Annotated in this window: 18 protein-coding genes; 14 read left to right on the top strand and 4 right to left on the bottom strand. The window is 46.9% G+C overall.

Features of this window, described 5'->3' with window-relative positions; genetic code table 11:
- Positions 1–10 precede the first annotated feature (10 nt).
- Positions 11–1,177: a GDSL-type esterase/lipase family protein gene (locus GKG43_RS00090; protein WP_055154609.1), complete on the top strand. Its 1,167-nt coding sequence runs from the start codon at positions 11–13 to the stop codon at positions 1,175–1,177.
- Positions 1,174–3,162 carry a hypothetical protein gene (locus tag GKG43_RS00085; RefSeq protein ID WP_055154610.1) on the top strand — a complete coding sequence of 663 codons (1,989 nt, stop codon included), beginning with the start codon at positions 1,174–1,176 and terminating at the stop codon, positions 3,160–3,162. The genes GKG43_RS00090 and GKG43_RS00085 overlap by 4 nt, the downstream gene beginning before the upstream one ends.
- 137 nt (positions 3,163–3,299) lie before the next feature.
- Here GKG43_RS00085 and GKG43_RS00080 read toward each other — a convergent pair whose 3' ends face one another.
- Complete coding sequence (locus GKG43_RS00080; RefSeq protein ID WP_050639361.1) at positions 3,300–3,863, bottom strand: GrpB family protein; 564 nt, start codon at positions 3,861–3,863, stop codon at positions 3,300–3,302.
- A 256-nt stretch (positions 3,864–4,119) separates the two neighbouring features.
- Here GKG43_RS00080 and GKG43_RS00075 point away from each other — a divergent pair, with 256 nt between their 5' ends.
- From GKG43_RS00075 to metG, 10 genes are all read left to right on the top strand, one after another.
- Positions 4,120–5,094: an ABC transporter permease gene (locus GKG43_RS00075; protein WP_050639362.1), complete on the top strand. Its 975-nt coding sequence runs from the start codon at positions 4,120–4,122 to the stop codon at positions 5,092–5,094.
- Positions 5,095–5,256: 162 nt separating this feature from the next.
- On the top strand, positions 5,257–6,270 hold the full coding sequence (locus tag GKG43_RS00070; RefSeq protein ID WP_242843800.1) for a substrate-binding domain-containing protein: 1,014 nt from the start codon (positions 5,257–5,259) through the stop codon (positions 6,268–6,270).
- A gap of 22 nt (positions 6,271–6,292) precedes the next feature.
- The gene (locus GKG43_RS00065) at positions 6,293–7,768 is read left to right on the top strand and encodes a sugar ABC transporter ATP-binding protein (protein WP_050639363.1); all 1,476 of its coding nucleotides are present in this window, start codon (positions 6,293–6,295) and stop codon (positions 7,766–7,768) included.
- Positions 7,769–7,783: 15 nt separating this feature from the next.
- Positions 7,784–8,740 carry a carbohydrate kinase gene (locus tag GKG43_RS00060; protein WP_055154611.1) on the top strand — a complete coding sequence of 319 codons (957 nt, stop codon included), beginning with the start codon at positions 7,784–7,786 and terminating at the stop codon, positions 8,738–8,740.
- A gap of 157 nt (positions 8,741–8,897) precedes the next feature.
- Positions 8,898–9,608: a deoxyribose-phosphate aldolase gene (deoC, locus tag GKG43_RS00055; RefSeq protein WP_050639365.1), complete on the top strand. Its 711-nt coding sequence runs from the start codon at positions 8,898–8,900 to the stop codon at positions 9,606–9,608.
- A gap of 319 nt (positions 9,609–9,927) precedes the next feature.
- Positions 9,928–10,833, top strand: coding sequence for a quinolinate synthase NadA (gene nadA / locus GKG43_RS00050; protein ID WP_055154612.1), 906 nt, complete (start codon positions 9,928–9,930; stop codon positions 10,831–10,833).
- 19 nt (positions 10,834–10,852) lie between these two features.
- The gene (locus tag GKG43_RS00045; protein ID WP_050639367.1) at positions 10,853–12,046 is read left to right on the top strand and encodes an L-aspartate oxidase; all 1,194 of its coding nucleotides are present in this window, start codon (positions 10,853–10,855) and stop codon (positions 12,044–12,046) included.
- A 91-nt stretch (positions 12,047–12,137) separates the two neighbouring features.
- Positions 12,138–12,989 carry a carboxylating nicotinate-nucleotide diphosphorylase gene (gene nadC, locus GKG43_RS00040; protein ID WP_050639368.1) on the top strand — a complete coding sequence of 284 codons (852 nt, stop codon included), beginning with the start codon at positions 12,138–12,140 and terminating at the stop codon, positions 12,987–12,989.
- A 35-nt stretch (positions 12,990–13,024) separates the two neighbouring features.
- Positions 13,025–13,537: a transcription repressor NadR gene (locus GKG43_RS00035; RefSeq protein WP_330377729.1), complete on the top strand. Its 513-nt coding sequence runs from the start codon at positions 13,025–13,027 to the stop codon at positions 13,535–13,537.
- 710 nt (positions 13,538–14,247) lie between these two features.
- Positions 14,248–16,158 carry a methionine--tRNA ligase gene (metG, locus tag GKG43_RS00030; protein ID WP_129878284.1) on the top strand — a complete coding sequence of 637 codons (1,911 nt, stop codon included), beginning with the start codon at positions 14,248–14,250 and terminating at the stop codon, positions 16,156–16,158.
- Between the two features lie 63 nt (positions 16,159–16,221).
- On the opposite strand, the gene GKG43_RS00025 is transcribed toward metG, so the two are convergent.
- Together GKG43_RS00025 and GKG43_RS00020 are read right to left on the bottom strand one after the other, a co-directional pair.
- On the bottom strand, positions 16,222–17,157 hold the full coding sequence (locus GKG43_RS00025; protein WP_129878283.1) for a glycosyltransferase family 2 protein: 936 nt from the start codon (positions 17,155–17,157) through the stop codon (positions 16,222–16,224).
- The gene (locus GKG43_RS00020; protein ID WP_129878282.1) at positions 17,150–20,050 is read right to left on the bottom strand and encodes a YfhO family protein; all 2,901 of its coding nucleotides are present in this window, start codon (positions 20,048–20,050) and stop codon (positions 17,150–17,152) included. The genes GKG43_RS00025 and GKG43_RS00020 overlap by 8 nt, the downstream gene beginning before the upstream one ends.
- A gap of 164 nt (positions 20,051–20,214) precedes the next feature.
- On the opposite strand from GKG43_RS00020, the gene GKG43_RS00015 reads away from it, so the two are divergent.
- Together GKG43_RS00015 and GKG43_RS00010 are read left to right on the top strand one after the other, a co-directional pair.
- Positions 20,215–20,952 carry a response regulator transcription factor gene (locus GKG43_RS00015; RefSeq protein WP_055154616.1) on the top strand — a complete coding sequence of 246 codons (738 nt, stop codon included), beginning with the start codon at positions 20,215–20,217 and terminating at the stop codon, positions 20,950–20,952.
- Positions 20,945–22,309 carry a HAMP domain-containing sensor histidine kinase gene (locus tag GKG43_RS00010; protein WP_243125789.1) on the top strand — a complete coding sequence of 455 codons (1,365 nt, stop codon included), beginning with the start codon at positions 20,945–20,947 and terminating at the stop codon, positions 22,307–22,309. The genes GKG43_RS00015 and GKG43_RS00010 overlap by 8 nt, the downstream gene beginning before the upstream one ends.
- Before the next feature lie 156 nt (positions 22,310–22,465).
- On the opposite strand, the gene GKG43_RS00005 is transcribed toward GKG43_RS00010, so the two are convergent.
- A complete protein-coding gene (locus GKG43_RS00005; protein WP_129878281.1) occupies positions 22,466–23,644 on the bottom strand; it encodes an iron-containing alcohol dehydrogenase in 1,179 nt (392 codons plus the stop codon).
- Between the last annotated feature and the right edge of the window lie 449 nt (positions 23,645–24,093).

Genomic DNA, 24,093 nt, shown 5'->3' with positions numbered 1-24,093 from the left:
TGTCTGCAGGATGAAATGGAAAACCAGCTGGGGGTATGAGCCCATTGACTATGGAAAAACGATCGGGCGGATAGAAGAAACGGCTTGCAGGATGTATGCAAAAAATAATCTCTCAGGAAATCGCGTAAGAGTCAGATTTTCAAATCGTTATGGAAATACGCCGCTTCATTTTCAGGCGGTCAGGATTTCAGACGGACGGAGAGAGCAGGCGGTTACGTATCAGGGGAGAGCAGAGATAACCATTCATGCGGGTGAAGAATTTTATAGTGATGCTGTGAACCTGCCTGTTCAGGCCGGAAATGAGATTATGGTTGATATCTTTGTTGGTGAAGTGCTCGAAATCGGCTCTGTCTGTACTACATTTTCGGCAGGGGGATGGTCTGCGTGGTACAGGAGGCGCCAACCGGAAGGGGAAAGCAGCGCCGGGAGGGAACTGGAAGAGATATTTCCATTTGTGAAGGAAGAAGCAATAAAACCTCAAATCATATTCGGTTTCACGGAAATCCAGGTATTGACTGACAGCAATGTGCGGGAAATTCTTCTCTTCGGCGACTCCCTTACTCATATGTCATTTTATTCGGATGCACTGGCGGAACGGCTCTATAGAAAGTATCCGGGAAAGGTATCGGTTATCAACGGAGGAATATGCGGGAACCGGGTCTTGCGCGACGCAATGGAGGTGGAACGTTTTGCGGGAAATGGCAGAGAAATGGGACGATCCGGCATCGGACGGGCAGAAGGCCAATACAGAGGATGTACGGATATTGCGGTCATACTCGAAGGGATAAATGACATACTGCAGCCATATGGTGAGAATCGGCTGGAGGAGGCTGTGACCTCCGGCGAATTGATTCAGGGCCTGTCACAGTTGATCTTCCTGCTGAAAAAAACAGCAAGGCAGGTTTACATAGGGACGCTGCCTCCGTTCCAGAGCAGAGATGCAGCATGGCCGTACCAATGTGAGAATATCCGGCAGGAATGTAATCAATGGATTCGGGAGCAGAGGTTAGCGAACGGGTTTGTGGATTTTGACAGAGCGGTTGCAGACCGTGTAAATCCATGCCGTATGGCGGAAGGGCTGCATCTGGGAGACGGCGTGCATCCCAATACAGAAGGTGGGATTTTGATGGCTGAGGAAGTCATGCATAAGTGTTTTGGTGAAAGGGGAAACGTATGAAAATAAAAACGGATCACAGAAAATGGAATCAGGCATTTGTGACAAAGGAAAATGAAGGAGGCTATCTGACATTTTTAGGACATAAAGACGATCAAGCGGGAATGAACTGGATCGAAGGCGGCAGGCTGTGGGGGGAGGTAATATGCCCGGATGGCATACAAGCCGAGGTGTCCAGGGAATTTACGGAGGCCGGGAACTTAAAGGAAACCTACCGGTTTCAGAATGTCTCCGAATTTCCCGTTTTTCTGCAAAAGACGGATACCGGGATCTGCACTACCTTTAATGACAGCTACGAAGAGGCGGAGAAGTGCCTTGCTTATAAATGCCATACGCACCTGTTCTGTGGAAATCATGCGGCCTATGTTATGGCGCTTCGAATGTCCGGGGAGGGAGCAAACCTGGGGTTAAAGCTCCTGCAGGGGAATATTGGGTCATACAGTATCGAACGGGATCTGAATCAGAGGAGTGACGACAGGGGGGACTTTATTCTCCACCCTGTAATCGGCTGTATCGAACCGGGGGAGGAGGCGGTGGTTCAATGGGAACTTTTCTGGTTTGACACGAGGGAGAGGTTTTACAGTGAGCTACTGGAGGTGCCGCATTTCCCCGTAGTATTTTTAGAGCGGAGTACGTATTTTACCGGTGAGACTATGTGTTTTAAAGCCGCGGTAAAGGGGGAGGCTGATCCAGGGGCAATCAAAATTATGCTGGGAGCCAGGGAAATTCCTTTTGCTATAAAGAAAGAGAAGGAGGTTCTCTGGATATCGGCGGAATATCCGGCAGAACAAGAAGGGGAATACCGGTTTCGAATAAACATGTATGGCAAAGAAACCTTTGCGTTATTGTATTGCGCTGCCGGACTTGAGGATATGGTGGACAGGAGGTGCAAATTCCTGGCTGAGAAACAGCAGTTTCACGGCAGCAGTACTTCTCTGGACGGGGCATATCTGATTTATGACAGGGAGGAAGACTGCCGCTATTACGATCATACTGCGGATGACCATAACGGGGGGAGGGAACGCCTGGCTATGGGGGCTTTGATGGCCTTATGGCTGCAGCGCCGCCGGGACGGGGATCTGGAAAACAGTCTGAAGGATTATGTAACATATGTCTACAGAGAGTTGTACCGCAGAGGTGAGGGGATTGTATACAACGATATTTCCTATAATCTGGATTGGCACAGGATGTATAACTATCCCTGGATGGCGGTTTTTCAGCTTGAGCTGTTCCGGCTTTGGAAGAAACAGGAGTATCTGGAGGATGCTTATCAGGTTATGAAGCGGTATTATGAACAGCGGGGAACCGAATTTTATGCAATCGGAATCCCGGTTTATGAACTCCGGGAAGAGCTGCTGAAAGCAGGTTTGTCCGGGGAGGCGGAAGTAATGGCACATTATGCCAAGGTGCATGCGGATCATATTTGCAATAACGGAGTGTACTATCCGGCATCGGAGGTTTCTTATGAACAGAGTATCGTTGCCCCGGCGGTGTCATGCCTTCTTCAGGGATACCAGATAACCGGGAAGGAAGAGTATTTAAGAGAAGCAGAAAGGCAATTACGCATATTATCATTGTTTAACGGAAGACAGCCGGATTACCATCTTTTCGAAAACGCGATCCGGCACTGGGACGGGTATTGGTTTGGGAAAAACAGGATGTATGGGGATACATTTCCGCATTACTGGAGCGCGCTGACAGGGGTGGAGTATGCCAGATACGGAGCGGTTACCGGGAACCACTGCATGGATGCGCAGGCTTCGGCATCGCTGCGGGGATGCCTGAACCTGTTCTTTGCAGACGGCTGTGCATCCTGTGCCATGGTCTTTCCGGAAAGGGTGAATGGGAGAAAAGGGCATTACTATGATCCCTGGGCGAATGATCAGGACTGGGCATTGTATTATGCGTTGAAGTATCGGGAGATTACGGAGGGGGGACGCTTAAAAACCAAGAAGCCTGCCCTATACCAGGAGAATGGGGGAAAATAGCTCCAGAGTATACTTTCTGCGGGCAGCGCTTTCAGCCAAAAAAAGAAGTATAATTAATAATATAAGCCATTGTTAGTTTTTGGCTGACAATGGCTTTAGCTCTGGCAAGAAATTATATTTTATGATGAATGAACGCTTTAAATTTCCCCATACGTCTCCTTCGCTATCTGCGTATACTTGGCAACAAAATCCGACTTCGAGTCCGTATAACTATCCCTGTCATGTTCAAACTCCTTCCAGAGCCTCAGCTTCAGCCGCTCATATTCATGAGCAATATCCGGATTTTCAATCAGATAATCCCTGAAATACAATTCGTCATGATCCCCAATATATCTCAAATGCAGATGAAATACCCTTTCAGCAAATCCATTTTCCGTGTAACCTTTATTAAAAGAAATTCTGCGGTTTCCCCGGGACATGCATAGATAACCATTGTCTTCTAATATGGAATTTATAAGCTCCATATCAGAATCATCCGGCACTTCTATCAAAATATCCACAATAGGCTTGGCCCAAATCGTACAAACAGAGGTACTTCCAATATGGCTGATCCGCATTGTCTCACGATGCGGCAGAATCCCCATAAGAAGGCTTGTCTCCTCCTCGTACCATTCCTTCCATACTGCCTGATGAGGTTCTAAAAAAATAGGGAACAATTCCCATAAATCTTCCAAACTCATCTCCGAAAGCGTACTGCTCATTAATAAACCTCCTAAATAAAATAACAGAATATCACGTTGCTTTAACAAAAATAAATGCCAATTTATTATAGCATAAAGGACAATTATCATAAACAACCTAAAATAAAGTACATCGTAAATATAACAAAAATAAAAGTAGTATTTTTGTGCAATATGTTAGTTTTCAGTATAATTTTACAAAATTATTGACAATATTAAATGAATAATATATATTAAATGTATCATACATTTGAGACAAATAAACAGGAGGTTAGTTATGGGGAAAGGTAAGGTATCGAACGTAAGCGGAAATGGCACGCTTCTTAAAAATTTAAAGGCAATGGGAATTTTGTGGGCGTTAATTTTAATTTGTATCATTGCAGCTATTATTTCCCCAAATTTTCTGAGACCGGCGAATATGGTCAATGTGGTGCGCTCGGTTTCTTTGAACGGAATTATTGCAATGGGGATGACATTTGTCGTACTGACCGGAGGCGTTGATCTGTCTGTGGGTTCCACTGTGGGCGTGGTGGCTGTATCTGCCGCGATTATGATGCAGAAAGGGATTCATCCGGTTGTTACCATAGCAGCAAGCCTTCTGATCGGAATAGTTCTGGGACTGATCAACGGGATCGGCGTTACTGTAGGAAAACTGGCCCCGTTCATTATGACGCTGGGTACCATGACGGCTCTGCGCGGTGTTGCAAGGTATATCGCGAATGGCTCTCCGCAGAACTGGAGGGATTCCGGTATAGATTTTTCCTTTCTGGGACAGGGCAGCATCCTGGGGATTCCGGTGCCGGTGTACATATTTCTAGCGGTATTTGTGGTAGCATTTTATGTGTTAAAGTATACGGAATTTGGACGGAGCGTTTACGCGTTGGGGGACAGCCGCGAGGCGGCAAGGCTGTGTGGGATCAACACGAAGAAGGTAGAGACGCTGTGCTTTGTAATCACTGGTTTTCTTTCTGCGTTATCCGCTATTATCTTTATCTCAAGGCTTGGCATCGGACAGCCGGAAGCGGGCGAGGGTTATGAACTGGATGCCCTGGCTATGGTTTACATTGGCGGTGCAAGTACGGCTGGAGGCAGCGGAAGTGTAGTGGGCACACTGATTGGCGCGTGTCTGATCTCTGTAATCAACAATATCCTGAACCTGATGGGCATTTCTCCATTTATTCAAAAGGTAATCCAGGGTGTCATTATTATTCTTGCGGTCTTGCTGGAGCGAAGGACCAAGAAGAACAGATAAGTAACGGCAGTTTAAATATAGAACAGCAGTATAGGACTAAAGAGTTTGTTTAGACAGAAACAGCGGCTCTTTAGATAGAGGGAGCAGTGCGGATAAAGGCTAACAGCACATAAGTGCTTTAGTACATATCAAATTCAAGAATTATAAGAGGAGGAACGGTGAATGAAAAAGAAGATTTTCAGTGTAATGTTATGTATGGCAATGGCAGCGACCATGGCGGCGGGGTGCAGCAATGGAGCCTCCAAAGAGACGAAGGCTACGAACGGGGAGGCAAAGACAGAAGATACGGATAAAGCTTCCGACAGCGGTGATAAGAAGTATGTGATCGGTGTATCGCAGGGAACAATGAACCACCCATTCCGTGTGGCCATGGTAGATGAAAATGTAAAATATGCGGAGGAAAATTATCCGGAATTTGAATGTATTACAACGGACGGACAGAACGATTCCGCAACGCAGGTGCAGGATGTGGAAGACCTTCTGGCCCGCGGCATCGATCTGCTGCTGATTTCTCCGCTCACCTCAGATGCGCTGACGCCTGTTTGTGAGAAGGCAATGGAGCAGGGCATCCCGGTTGTTACGCTGGACAGAAATGTGGAATGTGACGTTACCTGTTTTATCGGAGCAGAGAACAAGCCGATGGGCGTGGCTTCTGCAGATAAGCTGGCTGAGGCTCTGGACAAGAAGGGAAAGATCGTGGAAATTCAGGGTACGGCAGGCGCATCTGCGACAATTGACCGTCACGATGGCTTTGCAGAGCAGCTGGAGAAGGAATATCCAGACATGGAAGTAATTGCAACCCAATACTGTGACTACCTCCGTGAAGATGCAATGGCATTTATGGATGATACTCTTCAGAGATTCGGACCTGGTGAGATCGACGCCATCTACTGCCACAATGATGAGATGGCACTGGGCGCGCTGGAATCGCTGCGTGCGGCAGGCCGGGAGGATGAAGGCATCCTGCTCGTCGGAATGGATGGTACGGAGGTTGCATTTTCAGAGATTGAGGATGGCAATATGTTCTTCACTGTTGTATATCCATACTGTGCACCGGAAGGAATGCAGGCTGCATATGAGATTCTGGAGGGCGACGGAGTGGAAACCCGCTGGGAACTGGATACAACAATTGTGGATAAGGATAATGTAAAAGACTGGATAGGTAAAGGACTGTAAACAGGCACAGGAGGTGGCAGGGATGCTCAAAATGAACCATATTTCTAAAAGCTTTCCGGGAGTGAAGGCGCTGGATGATATATCAATTTCTGTTGAAAAGGGTGAGATCCATGCGCTGGTCGGCGAGAACGGAGCCGGAAAGTCTACCCTGATGAAGATTTTATCGGGGGCTTATTCTCTCGACAGCGGGGAGATTCTGCTGGACGGGGAAAAGATTGAGAATACATCGCCTGCGAAGATGATTGAGAGGGGAATTGCGGTTATTTATCAGGAGCTGATGCTGCTGCCTCACCGTACTGTAGCCGAGAATATTTTTCTGGGCAGGTACCCTAAAACAGGCTTAGGAAAGATCGATTATAAGAAAATGGAGCGGGATGCGAAGGCGGTCCTGGATGAATTGAAGCTGGAGCTGGATGCCCGGGCGGTGGTGGAAGATCTGAGCGTTGCAAAGAGACAGATGGTAGAGATTGCCAAGGCGATGTCCCGCAATGCCAAGATTGTCGTGTTGGATGAGCCGACCGCGGTTTTGGGCGACAGTGAGCTGGAGGGATTGTTTGATATTGTGAAGCGGCTGGCGTCGGAGGGGGTCACATTTATCTATATATCACATCGGCTGAAGGAGATTTTTGAACTCTGCACGAGCCTGACGATTATGAAAGACGGGAAAATGGTAGAAAGCGGACCTGTGGAGCAATATACGACAGAGATCCTGGTCAGCAGGATGGTCGGCCGGGATGTGAAGGATATTTATCCAAAAAGAACGCGGAATATCGGCGAGGTGGTGCTTTCGGTCAAAGGACTGACCCGGAAAGGGGTTATAGAGAATATTAATTTTGACCTGCATAAGGGAGAGATTCTGGGGATTGCAGGCCTGGCAGGAGCCGGGCGCTCGGAGATTCTGAGGGCAGTCATCGGGGCGGATCCCATAGATGAGGGTACCGTGGAGCTGGAAGGCAGGCCGGTGAAGTTTAAAAATGTGAAAGAAGGCATTCTGGCCGGGCTGGGAATTGTTCCTGAGGAGCGCAAGGCGGAAGGGCTGATGCTGCAGCAGAATATGATTTTTAATATGACCGTGCCTGCGCTGAGAAAGTATAAGAACCGCTTCGGCAGGCTGACGCCGGCAAAGGAGGCGGAAGTCACCAGAAAGTATATTGAGACGTTCCACATCCGGCCCGGTTCCGCTCATACAATTACCAATTTTATGAGCGGCGGCAACCAGCAGAAGGTGGTATTGTCCAAATGGATTGCCGCGGACTGCAAGATTCTGCTGGTTGACGAGCCGACCAGAGGTGTGGATGTGGGGGCGAAGGAAGAGATATATGAGATACTAAACCAGCTGATTGAAAATGGGCTTTCGATTCTTATGGTTTCGTCGGAACTGCCGGAGCTGCTGGGCACATGCGACCGGATTATGGTGATGAACGAAGGACGGCAGACAGGACTGTTTGATATTGATGAATGTTCGGAAGAGACACTGATGACATTTGCAACAAATTAAGGGCAAGGTGGCAGTATGTTTGATTTATGTGCAATCGGGGATGCCCTGATTGATTTTATCCCGGCGCCTCAGTATACTTCCGAGGCGCCAGTTTACCAATGTGAGGTGGGGGGGACGGTGGCGAATCTGCTGACGGCCGGAAGTAAACTGGGACTGAATACGATGTTTGTGGGGAAGATCGGCGAGGACTGTATGGGCCGTCTGATCCGGGAAAAGATGGCGGGCTATGGGGTCAGTATGGACGGATGTGTTATGGATCCGATGCATTTTACGACCCAGGCATTTGTGACGCTGGATAAAGACGGGGAGAGAAGCTTCAGTTTCTCCCGGCGGTTCGGTGCGGATATCTGGCTCCGGGAAGAGGAACTGCCGATAGAAAAGGCTGTGGCATCTTCCATGGCTGCTTTTTCGGGAATGTGTATGACGGATGAGCCTGTGCGTTCTGCAACCTGGCGGTTTTTGCGCGCGGTGTACGACAAGAAGATACCTATCGTATTGGATGTAAATTACAGATACAATCTCTGGAAAAGTGAAGAAGACATGATACGGATTATGCGGGAGACGCTGCCCTATGTAACGCTTTATAAATCCTCGGAGGAGGAGGCCTGTCTGCTGGCAGGCGCCGAAAGCTGGGACAGGGCCGCGGAGATGCTCTCGGGATATGGATGCAGAATCGTTATTATAACGCTGGGGGAGAAAGGGGCTTATTACTATATGGATGGCAGGTCCGGCCTGATTGAATCTTATCCGATAGAGGCCGTGGACACGACAGGGGCAGGAGACTGTTTCTTTGCCGGACTGCTCTATCAAATTAAGATAAAAGGCGGCATTGACAAGATCGTTCCGGAAGATTTTCCGCAGATCCTAAGCTTTGCGAATGCCGCCGGTGCTTTGGCTGCGACAAAGCGGGGCGGTACAAAAGGTTCACCCTCACTGCAGGAAGTTACAAGCTTTCTGGCTAAGCAGAAATAAGCTGGGTGGCAGGTAATCCTGCTCGTGTTTGGATTCATTTACAGAATGGGCTTTGGTTTAAAATCTGTATTCAGATAAGTAAGAGTAATATTAAAATGAAATTAACTCTAAATAAGAGTTGATAATAAATCATAAAAAGACAATAGGAGGAGACAAAATGAAACCTGATAAAAAGGCGTGTGACATGACAACCAGAGAGCTGGCCGCATACATTGATTATTCGGTCTTAAAGCCGGAATTCACTGAGGAAGAGATCATTGAGCTGACAAAGGATGGAGTAAAACTGGGATGTGCAACAATCTGCATTAATCCAGGATATATGGAACTGTGTGAACCATACGTAAAAGGGACAGACACCATGCTCTGCCCGGTAACAGATTTTCCATTTGGAACAAGCTCCACAGAATCCCGTGTACAGCAGATCGAAAATGTAGCAAAATACGATACTGTAAAAGAAGTGGATATCGTAGCAAACTTCGGATGGATTAAAGCAGGATTATACGATAAAGTTACCGAAGACTTGAAAAAGTGCGCAGAGGCGGCACACAAATACGGAAGAGAAATCAAGGTTATCCTGGAAACAGATGCCTTAAATGAGGAGCAGGTAAGACGGGGGTGCCACTGCTGTATGGATGCGGGGGCAGACTTCGTAAAAACCAGTACCGGTTTTCTCACCGGTTTTGAAGCCCATGGAGCTACACCGGAAATTATCAAAGTGATTATGGAAGAAGTGAACGGAAAGGCAAAAGTAAAAGGAAGCGGATGCATACGGACGAGAGAACACTTTCTTCAGCTGATCGATATGGGAATTGACAGAATGGGTGTGGGGTATAAGTCGGTACCTGTTGTATTGGGAGAAGAGGTTTAAAGGGGTCTGACCCTTTTGGACTCCATAGTCAGAAAATAGCAAAAAGATGCGGGAATTTTCCGGCATCTTTTTGCGTTATATAAAGAGAAAATACAAAGTGGTTTAGGAAACCCCTTAATTAGTGGGCGTATAATAGAATTTGCAAATTTGCCGGCAAAATAAAGATTCAGAATTGATGGAAAACGGAAGGCAAAGGGGTCAGACCCCTTTACTGTCTTGTCACCTGTAAACTTATGTGCTATAATGATGAGAATTTACCGCAGAAGTTTTTCTGCAAAGGAATACATAAGCCCCAAGGGGCGGGAGAGGTGTGAAAAAGATGACAATAGCCGATGAGATTAACAAGTTGAAGAAGGAAAAGAATGCTGTGATTCTGGCTCACTATTATGTGAATCCGGAGGTGCAGGACATTGCGGACTACATAGGGGATTCTTTTTATTTAAGCAAGGTTGCAGTAGAGCTTACGGAGCAGACGATTGTGTTCTGCGGGGTTTCTTTTATGGGAGAAAGCGCCAAGGTGCTGAATCCTGGGAAGACGGTGTTGATGCCGGATGCTTCGGCGGACTGTGCAATGGCGCATATGGCGGATACTGACACGATTAGGAAAATACGGGAGCAATACGAGGATTTGGCTGTGGTGTGTTATATTAATTCCACTGCAGAACTCAAAGAGCATTCGGATGTCTGTGTGACGTCGGCAAATGCGGTTAAAATAGTGAAGGCCCTGCCCAATAAAAATATCTTTTTTATCCCGGACAGAAATCTGGCCCATTTTGTGGCTGAGCAGGTTCCGGAAAAGAATTTTGTTTACAACGAGGGCTACTGTCCGGTTCATGAAAAAATGAGTGTTGCGGAGATCAGAAAAGCGAAGAAGATGTATCCGGAGGCGGAGGTTCTATCCCATCCGGAGTGTCCCAAGGCAGTGCTGGAGCTTTCTGACTACATAGGCAGCACCACCGGGATCATCGACTATGCGGGCAAAAGCAACAGCAGAGAATTTATTATCTGCACAGAAAATGGTGTCCGTCACAAGCTGGAGAATGATTATCCGGAAAAAAAGTTTTATTTTACGGAGACCGAGCCTGTATGTGAGGATATGAAGACGATTACACTGGGAAAAATACTGCATGTACTGAAGACCGGAGAAAATGAGGTCCGGGTATCGGATGAACGGAGAGAGAATTCCAGAAAACCACTGGAAAGGATGCTGGAGTTGGCGAAATAGGAAAGGCTGTGGGGCTGTTATGGAAATGAAAACAGAAGTCGTAATTGTTGGTACTGGTGTGGCAGGATTATTCTGTGCGTTGAATCTGCCGCGGGATAAGCAGATCCTGATGCTCACCAAATCGGATGTGGAGAGCAGTGATTCTTTCCTGGCCCAGGGCGGTATCTGCGTTCTCCGGGACGAGGATGATTACGACAGTTATTTTGAAGATACAATGAAGGCAGGGCATTACGAGAACCGCAGGGAGTCCGTGGATATTATGATACGGAGCTCCCGGGAAATCATAGAAGACCTGGTTAGATATGGAGTGGAGTTTGAGCGAAGCAAAGACGGTTTCGCCTATACGCGGGAGGGCGCGCATTCCACTCCCAGAATCCTGTATCATGCGGACATTACCGGACAAGAGATTACGGGTAAGCTTCTTGCCCAGGTTAAGAAGCTTAAGAATGTCACTATTTTGGAATATACAACCATGACCGATATTATAGAAGAAAACGGAATATGCACCGGGGTTCTGGCAGAGTCGGAGGCAGACGGCAAGATAGAGATCCGCGCGGATTTTACGGTCCTGGCAAGCGGGGGAATCGGGGGAAATTATAAACATTCCACTAATTATCCTCATTTAACAGGGGATGCCATAGAAATCTCGAAAAAACACGGCATCCGTCTGGAACATCTGGACTATGTGCAGATTCATCCCACCACGCTGTATTCACGGAAACCGGGCAGAAGATTTTTGATTTCCGAGTCAGTAAGAGGAGAGGGGGCCGTCCTTTACAATAAAAAAGGGGAGCGTTTTGTAAATGAACTCCTTCCACGCGATGTTGTGACAAAAGCGATTCACGAACAGATGGAAAAGGATGGAACAGATTATGTATGGCTTTCGATGGAACATATTGATAAAGAAACCATCATGAGCCATTTCCCAAATATCTGCCGGCACTGTCTGGAAGAAGGCTATGATGTAACCAGGGAATACATTCCGGTGGTTCCTGCCCAGCACTATTTCATGGGCGGTATCTGGGTGGATTCCGACAGCCAGACATCCATGGACAGCCTGTTTGCCGTGGGAGAAACTAGCTGCAACGGCGTCCACGGCGCCAATCGTCTGGCCAGCAATTCCCTGTTGGAGAGCCTGGTATTCGCAAAGCGGGCGGCTGGAAAGGTCAAAGAACTGTATGGGACAGAAACCCAAAAGGAAGAAACGGCGTGAACAGCGGGAAAATGGCACAGACCTGCCTTAAATGGAACGTTTGTGGTGGACCGGATTAAAAAATCAGTAAATAGAAGGGAGAACAGGACAAATGAATGATATTACAATGACATTACAGGCTGACCACCTGATTTTAGAGGCGCTAAAGGAGGACATTTCCAGTGAGGATGTTACCACCAATGCAGTGATGAAAGAAGCCGTGAAAGGTGAGGTAGAGCTGATCTGTAAAGAAGACGGAATCATCGCCGGACTCCATGTATTTAAACGGGTATTCGAGCTGCTGGACAGTCAGGTTATGGCAGAGTTTTACTGCAAAGACGGCGATCAGGTCATGAAAGGCCAGCTCATGGGAAAAGTAACAGGGGATATCCGGGTGCTCTTATCAGGCGAGCGGGTGGCGCTGAATTATCTGCAGAGAATGAGTGGAATTGCAACCTATACGCATTCCGTAGCGGCACTCCTGGAAGGAACGAAGACAAAATTACTGGATACAAGAAAGACCACGCCTAATATGCGGATTTTTGAAAAATACGCTGTGCGGGTCGGCGGTGGATATAATCACAGATATAATCTGTCAGACGGTGTTTTACTAAAAGATAATCACATCGGCGCAGCGGGCAGCGTGGCGAAGGCCGTGCAGATGGCGAAGGACTATGCACCATTTGTGAGGAAGATCGAGGTTGAGGTTGAGAACCTGGATATGGTAAAAGAAGCGGTTGAGGCCGGTGCAGACATCATTATGCTGGACAATATGACGACAGAGGAGATGCAGGAAGCTATCCGCATCATAGACCACAGGGCCGAAACAGAGTGTTCCGGAAATGTGACAAAGGAGAACATCGACAGAATTACCGCGCTCGGCGTAGACTATGTTTCCAGCGGGGCGCTGACACATTCCGCGCCGATCCTGGATATATCGATGAAGAATCTTCATGCAGTATAAATCCGGACAGACAGAAAGGCAGGTGAAAGCATCTCATGATGACAGGTTCTGAACGCAGAAATGCTATAGTGAGCCATATAAAAAACAGTGCCATACCGGTATCCGGCAAGACACTGGCACAGGAATATGAAGTGAGCCGTCAGGTTATCGTGCAGGATATCGCCCTGATCCGCGCAGCCGGACACGATATCATTTCCACAAACAGGGGATATATTCTGAATGCGCCGAAGTCCGCCGGCCGGGTGTTTAAAGTGAACCATACGGACGATGACCTGGAAAATGAGCTGTGTTCCATCGTAGATCTGGGCGGCCGGGTCGTCAATGTTATGATTAATCATCGGGTATACGGGCACATGGAGGCGGAACTTAACATCAATTCCAGAAGAAAAGTCATGGAGTTTATGGAAGACATCAGGAGCGGAAAATCCAGTCCGCTCAAGAATATAACATCGAACTATCACTATCATAAAGTGGAGGCGGATAATGAAGAGACCCTGGACATGATAGAAGATATGCTCCGAAGAAAAGGATACCTGATCGAGCCTTAGATGGAGTTTCCTAATATCATAAAAAAGCCGGGGCTGTGAGCTCCGGCGGAGAAAGGTATGAAAAAGAAAATTTATCTGAAAAAGCATCTCTGCTTTGTATGATTATAATTTAAACAAAAAATGTGACAAAATTGTGATATCAGCATTAATAGTTTGTAAAAGAATCATTTAAACTTTATGAAGGGATCTTTAGAATTTATAAAGTCATACCCTTGACATTCGCAAATTGCTGTGATACGCTTTTTAACAGACCAAACAGAAATGAAAAACGCAGTGACGGAGAGAGTAGTCCGCAGGACATTCCACAGAGAATTCCCACAGTTCCTCAACATAGGAACGAACGCTGAGAGGGATGAATGAAGGGCAGATGAAGATGGCTTCTGAGCGGCGCACCGAACAGAGAACAGACGTGAGGCAGTCTGAGGAATTCTTAAGTATTTAAGTATGCCGCCGGAGGTTCTGTGCAAGGCTGCGATGGGTTCGCCCTTTACAGCGAAGGAGTGCTGGCTGGCACTTACTGAGGCTCTGTCCGTGAGGTCAGGGTGAATTGGAAGTGGTAACACGGATAGGATCCGTCTTCTTAATATTAATTAAGAGGGCGGTTTTTTGTGTTATAAGAGTACCAGTCTAAAGCGTTTTGGTACAGGTCAACAGTGAAATCGGGGCGTCCCTTCCACGGACAGGGCGGCGTTCTTAAAGGAGAGAGAATCATGTCAGAAAAACAAAAGTATTACATTACAACAGCGATTGCCTATACATCCGGCAAACCGCATATTGGGAACACCTATGAAATCGTCCTTGCAGATGCGATTGCAAGGTACAAAAGAAGCCAGGGGTATGATGTGTTCTTCCAGACAGGTACAGATGAACACGGTCAGAAAATCGAGCTGAAGGCAGACGAGGCTGGGATCACCCCTAAGGAATTCGTGGACAATGTGGCAGGTGATATCAGAAGAATCTGGGATCTGATGGATACATCCTATGACAAATTTATCCGCACTACTGACGAAGAACACGAAAAACAGGTGCAGAAGATTTTCAAAAAGCTGTACGACCAGGGTGATATTTATAAAGGGCATTACGAGGGCATGTACTGCACTCCGTGCGAGTCCTTCTTTACAGAGTCCCAGCTTGTGGATGGAAAATGCCCAGACTGCGGGCGCGAGGTTCAGCCTGCACAGGAGGAGGCGTATTTCTTTAAAATGAGCAAATACGCGGACCGTCTGATCGAGCATATTAATACACATCCGGAGTTTATCCAGCCAGTGTCCCGTAAAAACGAAATGATGAACAATTTCCTTCTGCCCGGCCTGCAGGATCTGTGCGTATCCAGGACATCATTTAAATGGGGAATTCCTGTGGAATTCGATCCCAAGCATGTGGTATATGTATGGCTGGATGCGCTCACGAACTATATCACAGGTATTGGGTATGACTGCGACGGAAACAATACAGAACAATTTAAAAAAGACTGGCCGGCAGATCTTCACCTGATCGGTAAGGATATTATCCGTTTTCATACGATATATTGGCCGATATTCCTGATGGCGCTGGATCTTCCGCTGCCGAAGCAGATTTTCGGGCATCCGTGGCTGCTGCAGGGCGACGGTAAGATGAGCAAATCCAAGGGAAATGTGCTGTATGCGGATGAATTGGTTGATTTCTTCGGCGTGGACGCCGTGCGTTATTTTGTACTCCACGAAATGCCTTTCGAGAACGACGGCATCATCTCCTGGGAACTGATGGTAGAACGTCTGAATTCGGACCTCGCAAACACCCTGGGCAACCTGGTAAACCGAACCGTGTCCATGACCAATAAATACTTTGGGGGAACGGTATGCGATAAAGGCGCTGCGGAGGATGTGGATGCAGACCTGAAAGCGGTCATGGAGGGGACGTCAAAGGCAGTGGAATCTAAGATGGAGGGACTGCGCGTAGCAGATGCCATTACGGAAATCTTCAACTTATTCAAACGCTGCAACAAATACATTGACGAGACCATGCCCTGGGTTCTTGCAAAAGACGGGGCCAAAAAAGACAGGCTGGAAACCGTACTGTGGAACCTGATTCAGGGAATATCCGCAGGAGCCGTACTTCTGGAATCCTTCATGCCGTCCACCAGCAAGAAGATTCTGGAACAATTGAACGGGGGCCATGTCACAGATAAACCGGAAATTTTGTTTCAGAGGCTTGATCTGGAAGAGGTACTGAAAAAAGTAGAAGAACTCCATCCGCCTGTGGCAGAGACCGGGGCAAAAGATGCGGAAGAAACCGTCATTGACATAGAGGCAAAACCAGAAATTACATTCGAAGATTTCGGAAAAATGCAGTTCCAGGTCGGAGAAATTATTGCCTGTGAAGAAGTAAAAAAATCCAAAAAACTGCTCTGTTCCCAGGTAAAAGTCGGAAGCCAGGTAAAACAGATCGTATCGGGAATCAAGGCATACTACAAACCGGAAGAGATGGTAGGCAAGAAAGTCATGGTGCTTGTCAACCTGAAACCAGCAAAGCTGGCCGGAGTACTGTCAGAGGGAATGCTGCTCTGCGCAGAAGACGCAGATGGCTGCCTCGCACTGATGACACCAGAGAAAGACATGCCGGCCGGTGCCGAAATCTGCTAAAAGGGGTCTGACCCTTTTGCGGAGGGGTCTGACCCCTCTGCAAAGGGGACAGACCCCTTTGAACTATCGAAACCCTTCTTCTCTCTTTACAATATATAGAGGCCGCTTTTTTGTTTCCATGTAATCTTTTGAGATATACTGCCCCAATACGGATATAAAAAGCAGCTGTATCCCGTTCAATCCCAAGATGAGCAGCACCACAAGCAGGATTCCGCTGGCTGCATAGCCTAAGATAAACGTCCGTACAGCCACGGCAATTCCGAGCAGCAGGGCGGCAGCCAGCAGGAGGCTGCCGGTTGTTCCGGCAAGCGTAATCGGGGCGGTTGAGAAGGAGAATATTCCGTCCAGGGCATACCTGAACAGGCTTCTAAAGCTCCATTTGCTGTTTCCCGCGGCACGTTCCACGTTGCGGAATGGAATCCATTTGGTATCAAAACCGATAAATGAAAAGATTCCTTTCATATATCGGTTATATTCCTTGAATTCCAGGATGGAGTCGGCCATCGCACGGTTCATCATGCGGTAATCCCCGGCCCCGTCACTCATGTTCATATCACAGATTTTGTTAACGATTTTATAGAATCTGCGGGAAAGAAAGCTTCTGACCCGCCCTTCTCCCTCACGGTCTTCCCGGAATCCGGCACAGCAGTCATAGCCCTCATTTTTCAGTACCCTGTACATTTCCCTGAGAAGCGAGGGCGGGTGCTGGAGATCCGCATCCATAAATACGCAGTAATCGCCGGAAGCATGCTGCAGACCGGCATACATAGCGGCCTCCTTGCCAAAATTCCGGGAGAACGACAGGTATTTGCAGCGTTTATCCCGATAAACCAGGCTTTGCAGTATTTCGGGTGTGTGGTCCCTGCTTCCGTCATCAATAAAAATGAATTCACACTCTGCAGTCTCTATGCCGCGGACTGCCTTGTCTATTTCCTGATAGAACATGGAAAGCACCTGTTCTTCATTATAGCAGGGAACGATAATGCTGATTTTATCCATGGTTCATTTCCTCCTTTTGGAAAATCTTATACTTACACAGCACATAATTCCATAATATAGTGATTACGCTTACTATGATCTTAGAAGGCAGAGGCGGTATGCCCAGGGCGCCTGCTGTCAGCCAGAGCAGGGCATTTTCCACCAGAAGCGTCAGGAACCTTAAACAAACAAAGGAAGAGAATTCCTGCAGGATCTGTTTCTGCGAGTGGAACACCAGTCTGCGGTTCAACAGATACGCCGTGATAACAGCTCCTCCCCAGGCCAATGTATTAGCTGCAAGGTACCCCACAGATATTTTTAAAAGCGCATAGTAAATTAAATAATTTACAAATGTTGTTACACCGCCGCTTAAGCAATAGAGTACAAGTTCCTTTTTGGTTTTCAGCATCCCGAGAAGCGCAAGCCTAGGAGCCCGGAGTGCATAAAGAAGATAAATCAGAAAGCTGCCAGTCGTAATAATAAATCCGGCCAGCTGTCCCGGCGCATGGAACCGGACGCTGATTTCATGAACTCCTCTTGTCAGATGAACACCTGCAAATGCTTGGTTCAAAGTAAGGATAGGAACATTTTTCCCGTCAACCAGGATTTCCATACCCCTTTGTACAGGAATGGAGGTTACAAAAAAGCCGTCCTCATCAAGAGATGCCCTGCAGGATAATATTTCACCGGATCGTGGCGCCTGTTCTTCAACCTCCGTATACTGTTTTTCCGCGAGGTTTTGTACGTCATAGGTATGCCAGTTTATATGCTTTATCAGATATTTTCCTTTGGAAAATGTAATAGTAAGCGTGTGAAGTCCCTCTTGAGAAGGACTGGTAAACTGGTAATGGAAAGTATTGTTTCCGTTGGGGTAAGGGGCGCCCGGACCGGACAGCTTATTTCTCATATGGTTTATATCAATGACAACCGCGTGCTGTCCCTGATTCTCAACTTCAAAATCCAGCAGCAGAATCTGTTCTTTCAAAGACTGGCTCAGTTTGAGCGCAGCTGTGGTTTCTTTCTTTACATTCAGAAGCCACCCCTCGTCCGTTTTTTCAGCCTGAATTGTGTCTGGCAGCTGAAGATCTTCAAAGGAAGGCTCATAAATCTTCATATTAGATTCCGCTGCGTCAGCAGGCTGATCGGCAGTATCGTTCCCAGGAACAATGGTATATCGGGTTATGGCATCAAGTCGGTCGTATTTGTTCAGTTTTTCATACTGTGACTGACTCATGAGAGAACTGGTCGTATAAGCAACAGGCAGCACATTCTCATTTTCAGCCAGAACAGGAAGGCTTTTGCCGGCCGTGTTTTTTTCAGTGCCTGCAGCTTTCACGATTTGATATCCGGCAGGCACTTGATCCTGAAAGGTCTCAAGATAACGCACCCCGAGGAAATTCAGTAAAAACGGATTGGAAGAGGGCAGGATCGCCAGCCTGTTATTAATCTGAACGGGGGACAGCAGCGTATCATAATAAAAGTCAGAGTATCCCTCATTAGAAATAGAGGAGTACATGGCACTTTTCTGCTGCCTGCCGTTTACCGCAAGATTGCCGGTATTGAGTACGTCAGTCAGTGTGTCGTATCTGTAGAGAGGAGATCCGCCATACACCGGGCTGCTGTCCAGCACAGAGTTGTCTGTGAATACATCTTCTTTCTTTACAAACTGTTCCTTCTGCATGGTCTGGTAAAACAGCATACAAGGCATGAAGCATAGCAGAACCCGGCTGGTCACATACCTGTACTTCAGTAGGGGTTCTTTCACCTTTATTTTGCTGACCAGTACAACAAGTAGGAGGATTCCAAGGTCAGCAGCTATCCATGGAAATGTATTCTTTGAACGGAAAAAGAACAAGCATGAAGCGGCAATCAAACAGGGCCAAAGCTTCCAGGTAATTTTTTCCATGCGCAGTTCATTTAAAAGTTTTGCGCATTGCAGTACAACGAGCGGTACAAATGGAATCAGAATCTTTGCACGGGCATACAGTGTCCCGTTCAATATCCATGCAGCGGCTCCGCAGAAGGAAACAAAGAGCAGCATAATACTCTCAGTCCGGTACTTTTTATGGCAGAGCCCCAAAAGCAGCAGGTAAAGGCATATTGCGGTCAGCCCCATTCCGTAAGGACTGTACAGGAGTCCGTGCATATCGGCATTTGCCCCAAGTTTCTCCATTAGATTCAGATTCTCAGAAGCGCGTTTGTGTTCCAGAATGACCAATGCAGTCGGTATAAGCAGAAGAGCCGCCATACCGATGGAAAGAAAGGCTGATTTTAAATATCGAAGCAATCCATGTTTCCAGAATTCCGTTCCCTCCTCACGCATCCAGTACCAGCCAATGACCGCGAGGCAGGCTATGGAGTAATAAAAACTGTTAAGGTAAATCAGCAGCATGCATAGCGGAAGAAACTGAAAACGTTTTTTCTTAATGCACAAAAGTGCCAGCATCAAAAAGGGCATATAATTTACAAACATGATCTGCCGATGGGTCTGAAAAAAACATGCGGCAGTCAGGAAAAACAGGCTGCCAAGAAAGGCAGACCCCTTATCCTGCGTGTGTTTTAGCAGCCAGCAATAGCAGAGCATAACGGAACAGAAATATCCTGCCAGCATATAGCCGATCAGAAAATATACCATAGGAACAAAAGGAAACAGACATCCGATCAGAATGTCCGGCCTCAGGTATCCATAGTAAGAAAACTGATATCCATTACTCCCGCCCCCTAGCGGCAGAAAAGCCGGCACCAATGTCCCCTGTTCCAGGCAGGCGCCGCGGATTGTCTCAGCAAGCCGGACATGCTGGCTCAGCCAGTCTGTATAAGATCCATAGAAATATCCCCCCGGAATGGTCAGAATCACCAGCATTATGAAGAGCCCGGCCAGCAGTGCGGGGAAGAAATAATTTTTGTTTGTCATACTCTCTCCTTTTTATGAGCGGTTACAGAATATTGTTTACATTAGTGGATTATACAACCCGTTTCTTAAAGAATTCCCAAACTGAATCTGAAGAATTCTTAAGAGTAACTATATTTTTTCTGAAATCATGTATAATGATATTGGAAACAAGGGGGTTGGTAAAAATGGAAACAGCCAGAATTTTAATCGTAGACGATAACCCGGAGATTCGTGAGATTATCAGAATCTTGCTTCAAGGGGAAGGATATGACATAGAAGAAGCAAAGAATGGAACAAAGGCCCTGGAAATGCTGGGGCTTAAGATGTTTGACCTGATTATTCTGGATATCATGATGCCGGGCATGAACGGATACCAGACTTGTCTGGAGATCCGGAAGCAGAGCAACGCGCCGATTTTGTTTTTAAGCGCGAAGGGACAGGAGAGCGACAAAACTCTGGGATTTTCCAGCGGAGGGGATGATTATCTGGTAAAACCGTTTTCCTATAATGAACTGGTCAGCCGTGCCAAAGCCCTGATCAGACGCTATCAGATATATAAAGGCAAGGAAGATCCTGATTCTGCCGCAGAGGATAGGAACAGCGAGGAAGGAAGCCAGGAAAAAAAGCGCCTGCACTTTCATTATCTTGAGATAGATGAGGAGCAGGAGACGGTGTATGCGGAAGGCCGGGAGATTGAACTGACGGACACGGAATATGCCATGCTCCATTTACTGATAAAGTACCGGCACCAGATATTTTCGGCGGAAAGACTGTATGAGGCTGTCTGGGATGAGCCTTACTATTACGGCGCCAATAATACGATCATGGTCCATATCAGAAATCTGCGGAAAAAGATTGAAAAGGATGCCAGGAATCCCGTTTTGATCAAAACCATATGGGGGAAGGGGTACCGCTGTGATTAAGAAGATAAAGACCGCAGTAAAAAGCTGGAAAATACGGACGAAGCTTTCAATACTTATGTTGGCAGCTGCGATTGCAAGTCTTTCCCTGTTTTGGGGGATCTGGTCTAATATGGGAAATGTATGGAAGTTCCTGTGCAGATTCCCTTCGATCACATGGGATGAGAATGCGCTGATTGAGGAACTGGAAGCAAATGCAAAATACTACGATGTTCCGGATCGGGAGGAAAATAAGGAGGCGCAGGCCGAATTCAAGTCGTTCTTTGCTCCTAAGGATGAGTATACGGGTATATATGTTTACGAAATCGGCGGAGACGGGCTTTTCAGGGCAGGAGCATACCCGGAGATAACCGAACGGATGGTATACGGCAGCCTGCTGGATGCAGGATACAAAATCACATCAGGGGAGATTGAGAACCACGATCAGAGGCCGATGGAGTTCCGCAATGGGAAATACAGCGTGATGATTTATTCCTATCACGCCATGAAAATGGTGTACCCATACCTTCTGTTCAGTGTGCTGATCAGCGTAGGTGCGTTCCTGACAATAAATCTGTTTTTTATTAACCGGAGGATGAAGGACGTTCTCTGCCTGAAGGATGAGGTGCTGCAGATGGCGTCCGGCAATCTAAAGCATCCGGTACCTGACTGTGGAGAAGATGAGATCGGGATACTGGCAGAAGAACTGGACAAACTCCGCACTGCGCTGGATGAGAATATCCGTCAGGAGGAAGAAAGCCGAAAGGCAAATCAGGATCTGATCACAGCCATATCCCACGACCTCAGAACCCCGCTGACGATTATTAACGGATATCTGGAAGTACTCCAGTTAAAGAAGATACCCAAGTCAATGGAAGAAGAGTACCTGGCAAGATGCCTGCAGAAAACAAGCGATATCAAAGAGATGACAGATAAAATGTTCGAATATGCGCTGGTGTTTGAAGAAACAGAAGCGGTCAATATGGAAAAAGTCCCGGTACAGGATCTGCAGGAAATTCTGCAGGAGAACCTGGACTTCCTGCGTCTGGCCGGATTTGAAGCAGAAGTAAATATCGAAGAAAGCCAGGGGTTCATGAAGGGTGATATCGTAATTTTAAAAAGAATATTCAACAATCTGTTTTCGAACATCTTAAAATACGGGGACAAGAAAAACCCTGTCAGGCTCACCTTCAAAACAGAAAAACAGCAGCTCAAAACAACCCTTATAAATACAGTCAAAAAGGAAGTAAATGAAACCGACAGCAACCGGATCGGACTCAAAAGCGTGGAAAAAATGGTAGAAATCCATGGTGGAGAACTGTATGTGCTGAGTGAGGCAGATATATACACCATACAAGTCTCAATTCCAAGGGGGACGTGAGCGTTGCAGGAGGCGCGGCAGCATTCAGGGGCTGTCGGGAAATGAGATTCATAAGCTGCATATTGAGGCAGACTATAAAGTCAGGCGGCAATATATAGTATGAATCATTCATTTCCCGACAGCCCCTTGGTTTTTTGCAGGATGATAAAAAAGGATTTAACGGGCCATTTGGAAAATTTTAATGACATCCTCCTTATATAAGGTCTGGAAGAAGCCAACGTGTCCGCCGCCTGTGGCAACGCATTTTTCGGCCATTTCTTCAATTTGTGCATCTGTGGGAGTTACACCCAGTTCACGGAGACTGGTCGGCATTCCGATAGAGCGGCACCAGTTTTCCCAGGCTTCAATACCTTTGAGGGCAGTTGCCTCTGTATCATAGAAGTTCTGTGCTGCATCAAATACACGGACTGCAAACTGTGCGAATCTTGCCGGATTTGTCTTATATACGTATCTTGCCCAGCTCCCCCAGACGGCACAGAGGCCTGCGCCGTGAGCAACATCAAACATACCGCCCAGCTCATGTTCGATTTTGTGAGATGCAAAGTCGGATACACGTCCGGTTCCGGTCAGTCCATTGTGAGAAAGACTTCCGGCCCACATCAGGGTTGCGCGAGCTTCATAGTTTTCAGGGTCTTTTACAGCAGTCAGGGCAGCTTCACGAACAGATACAAGAAGTCCTTCTGCCATACGGTCGATCAGGTCGACATCTTTTGTGTTTGTAAAATACCGCTCCATAGTATGCATCATAATATCAGAAGCACCGCTGGATGTCTGATATGCAGGAAGTGTATATGTAAGTTCCGGGTTCATGATCGCAAATTTAGGACGGGCGCAGTCATGGTTGTAAGAACGCTTGAGCATGCCGTCTTCGATGGTGATTACCATGGAGTTGCTTGTCTCAGAACCGGTTGCTGCGATTGTTGAGATACATCCGATAGGTGCAATTTTGTCGGTGGCAGTTTTGCCCAGCAGAAGGTCTTCCAGTTCAAAATCATTTGCAAGGCCGTAACCGATTCCTTTGGCAGAGTCGATTGCGCTTCCGCCGCCGATCGGAAGCAGAAAGTCAACTCCTTCCTCTTTACAAAGCCGGATCCCTTCTTTTACTAGTCCAAGTCTTGGATTCGGAACAACTCCGCCCAAATCTACATATTCCAGACCGGCCTCAGTAAGTCCCTGGTGGATACGGTCTAAAGTACCGCTTTTCTGAAGATAATCGCCGCCGAAATGTACAAGTACTTTGTGCCCGCCCATTTCCTTGATGACCTTACCGGCTTCTGCTTCAACACCTTTTCCAAAAATAACTTTTGTGGGGTTATAAAATTCAAAAATAATCATGTGTAAATCCTCCTGATTATAAAAGATTATTGTGCTGTCTATTATTATAGACGTTTCCGAAGAAAAGAATATTTGATAAATTGCACCAACTAAGTGAAAAAGTATAGGCAGAGATACAAAAACACAGAAACAGTGTAGGATAAACGTAACCGGAAATTTGAAAAGTAAATAAAACAAACGAAATATAGGGTAATGTGCACAAAAAGAGGGGGGATAAATTTGACAAATGTGATATATTTACCATTGATTGCACTAAGTTCATTGGTTAAAGTGCAATTAACTGATTTGTAAATAACTGCTGAAACTAGGTATAATATCTACAGAACAGCAAGGAAAGGTGGTCAAATGTTTTTACCAAGAGAAAAGAAAATCGGCTCAGTCACATTTTCTGTGTGATGCAGGGTTCCGGTCATAGTCCCGACGGCTGATGTCGAAGATCTTCAGGAAGA

The organism is Eubacterium sp. BIOML-A2, from assembly GCF_009680135.1.
Taxonomy (GTDB): domain Bacteria; phylum Bacillota; class Clostridia; order Lachnospirales; family Lachnospiraceae; genus Faecalicatena; species Faecalicatena contortus_B.
The sequence above is the reverse complement of the archived record's forward strand: the minus strand, read 5'-3'. Positions and strand labels throughout refer to the sequence as shown.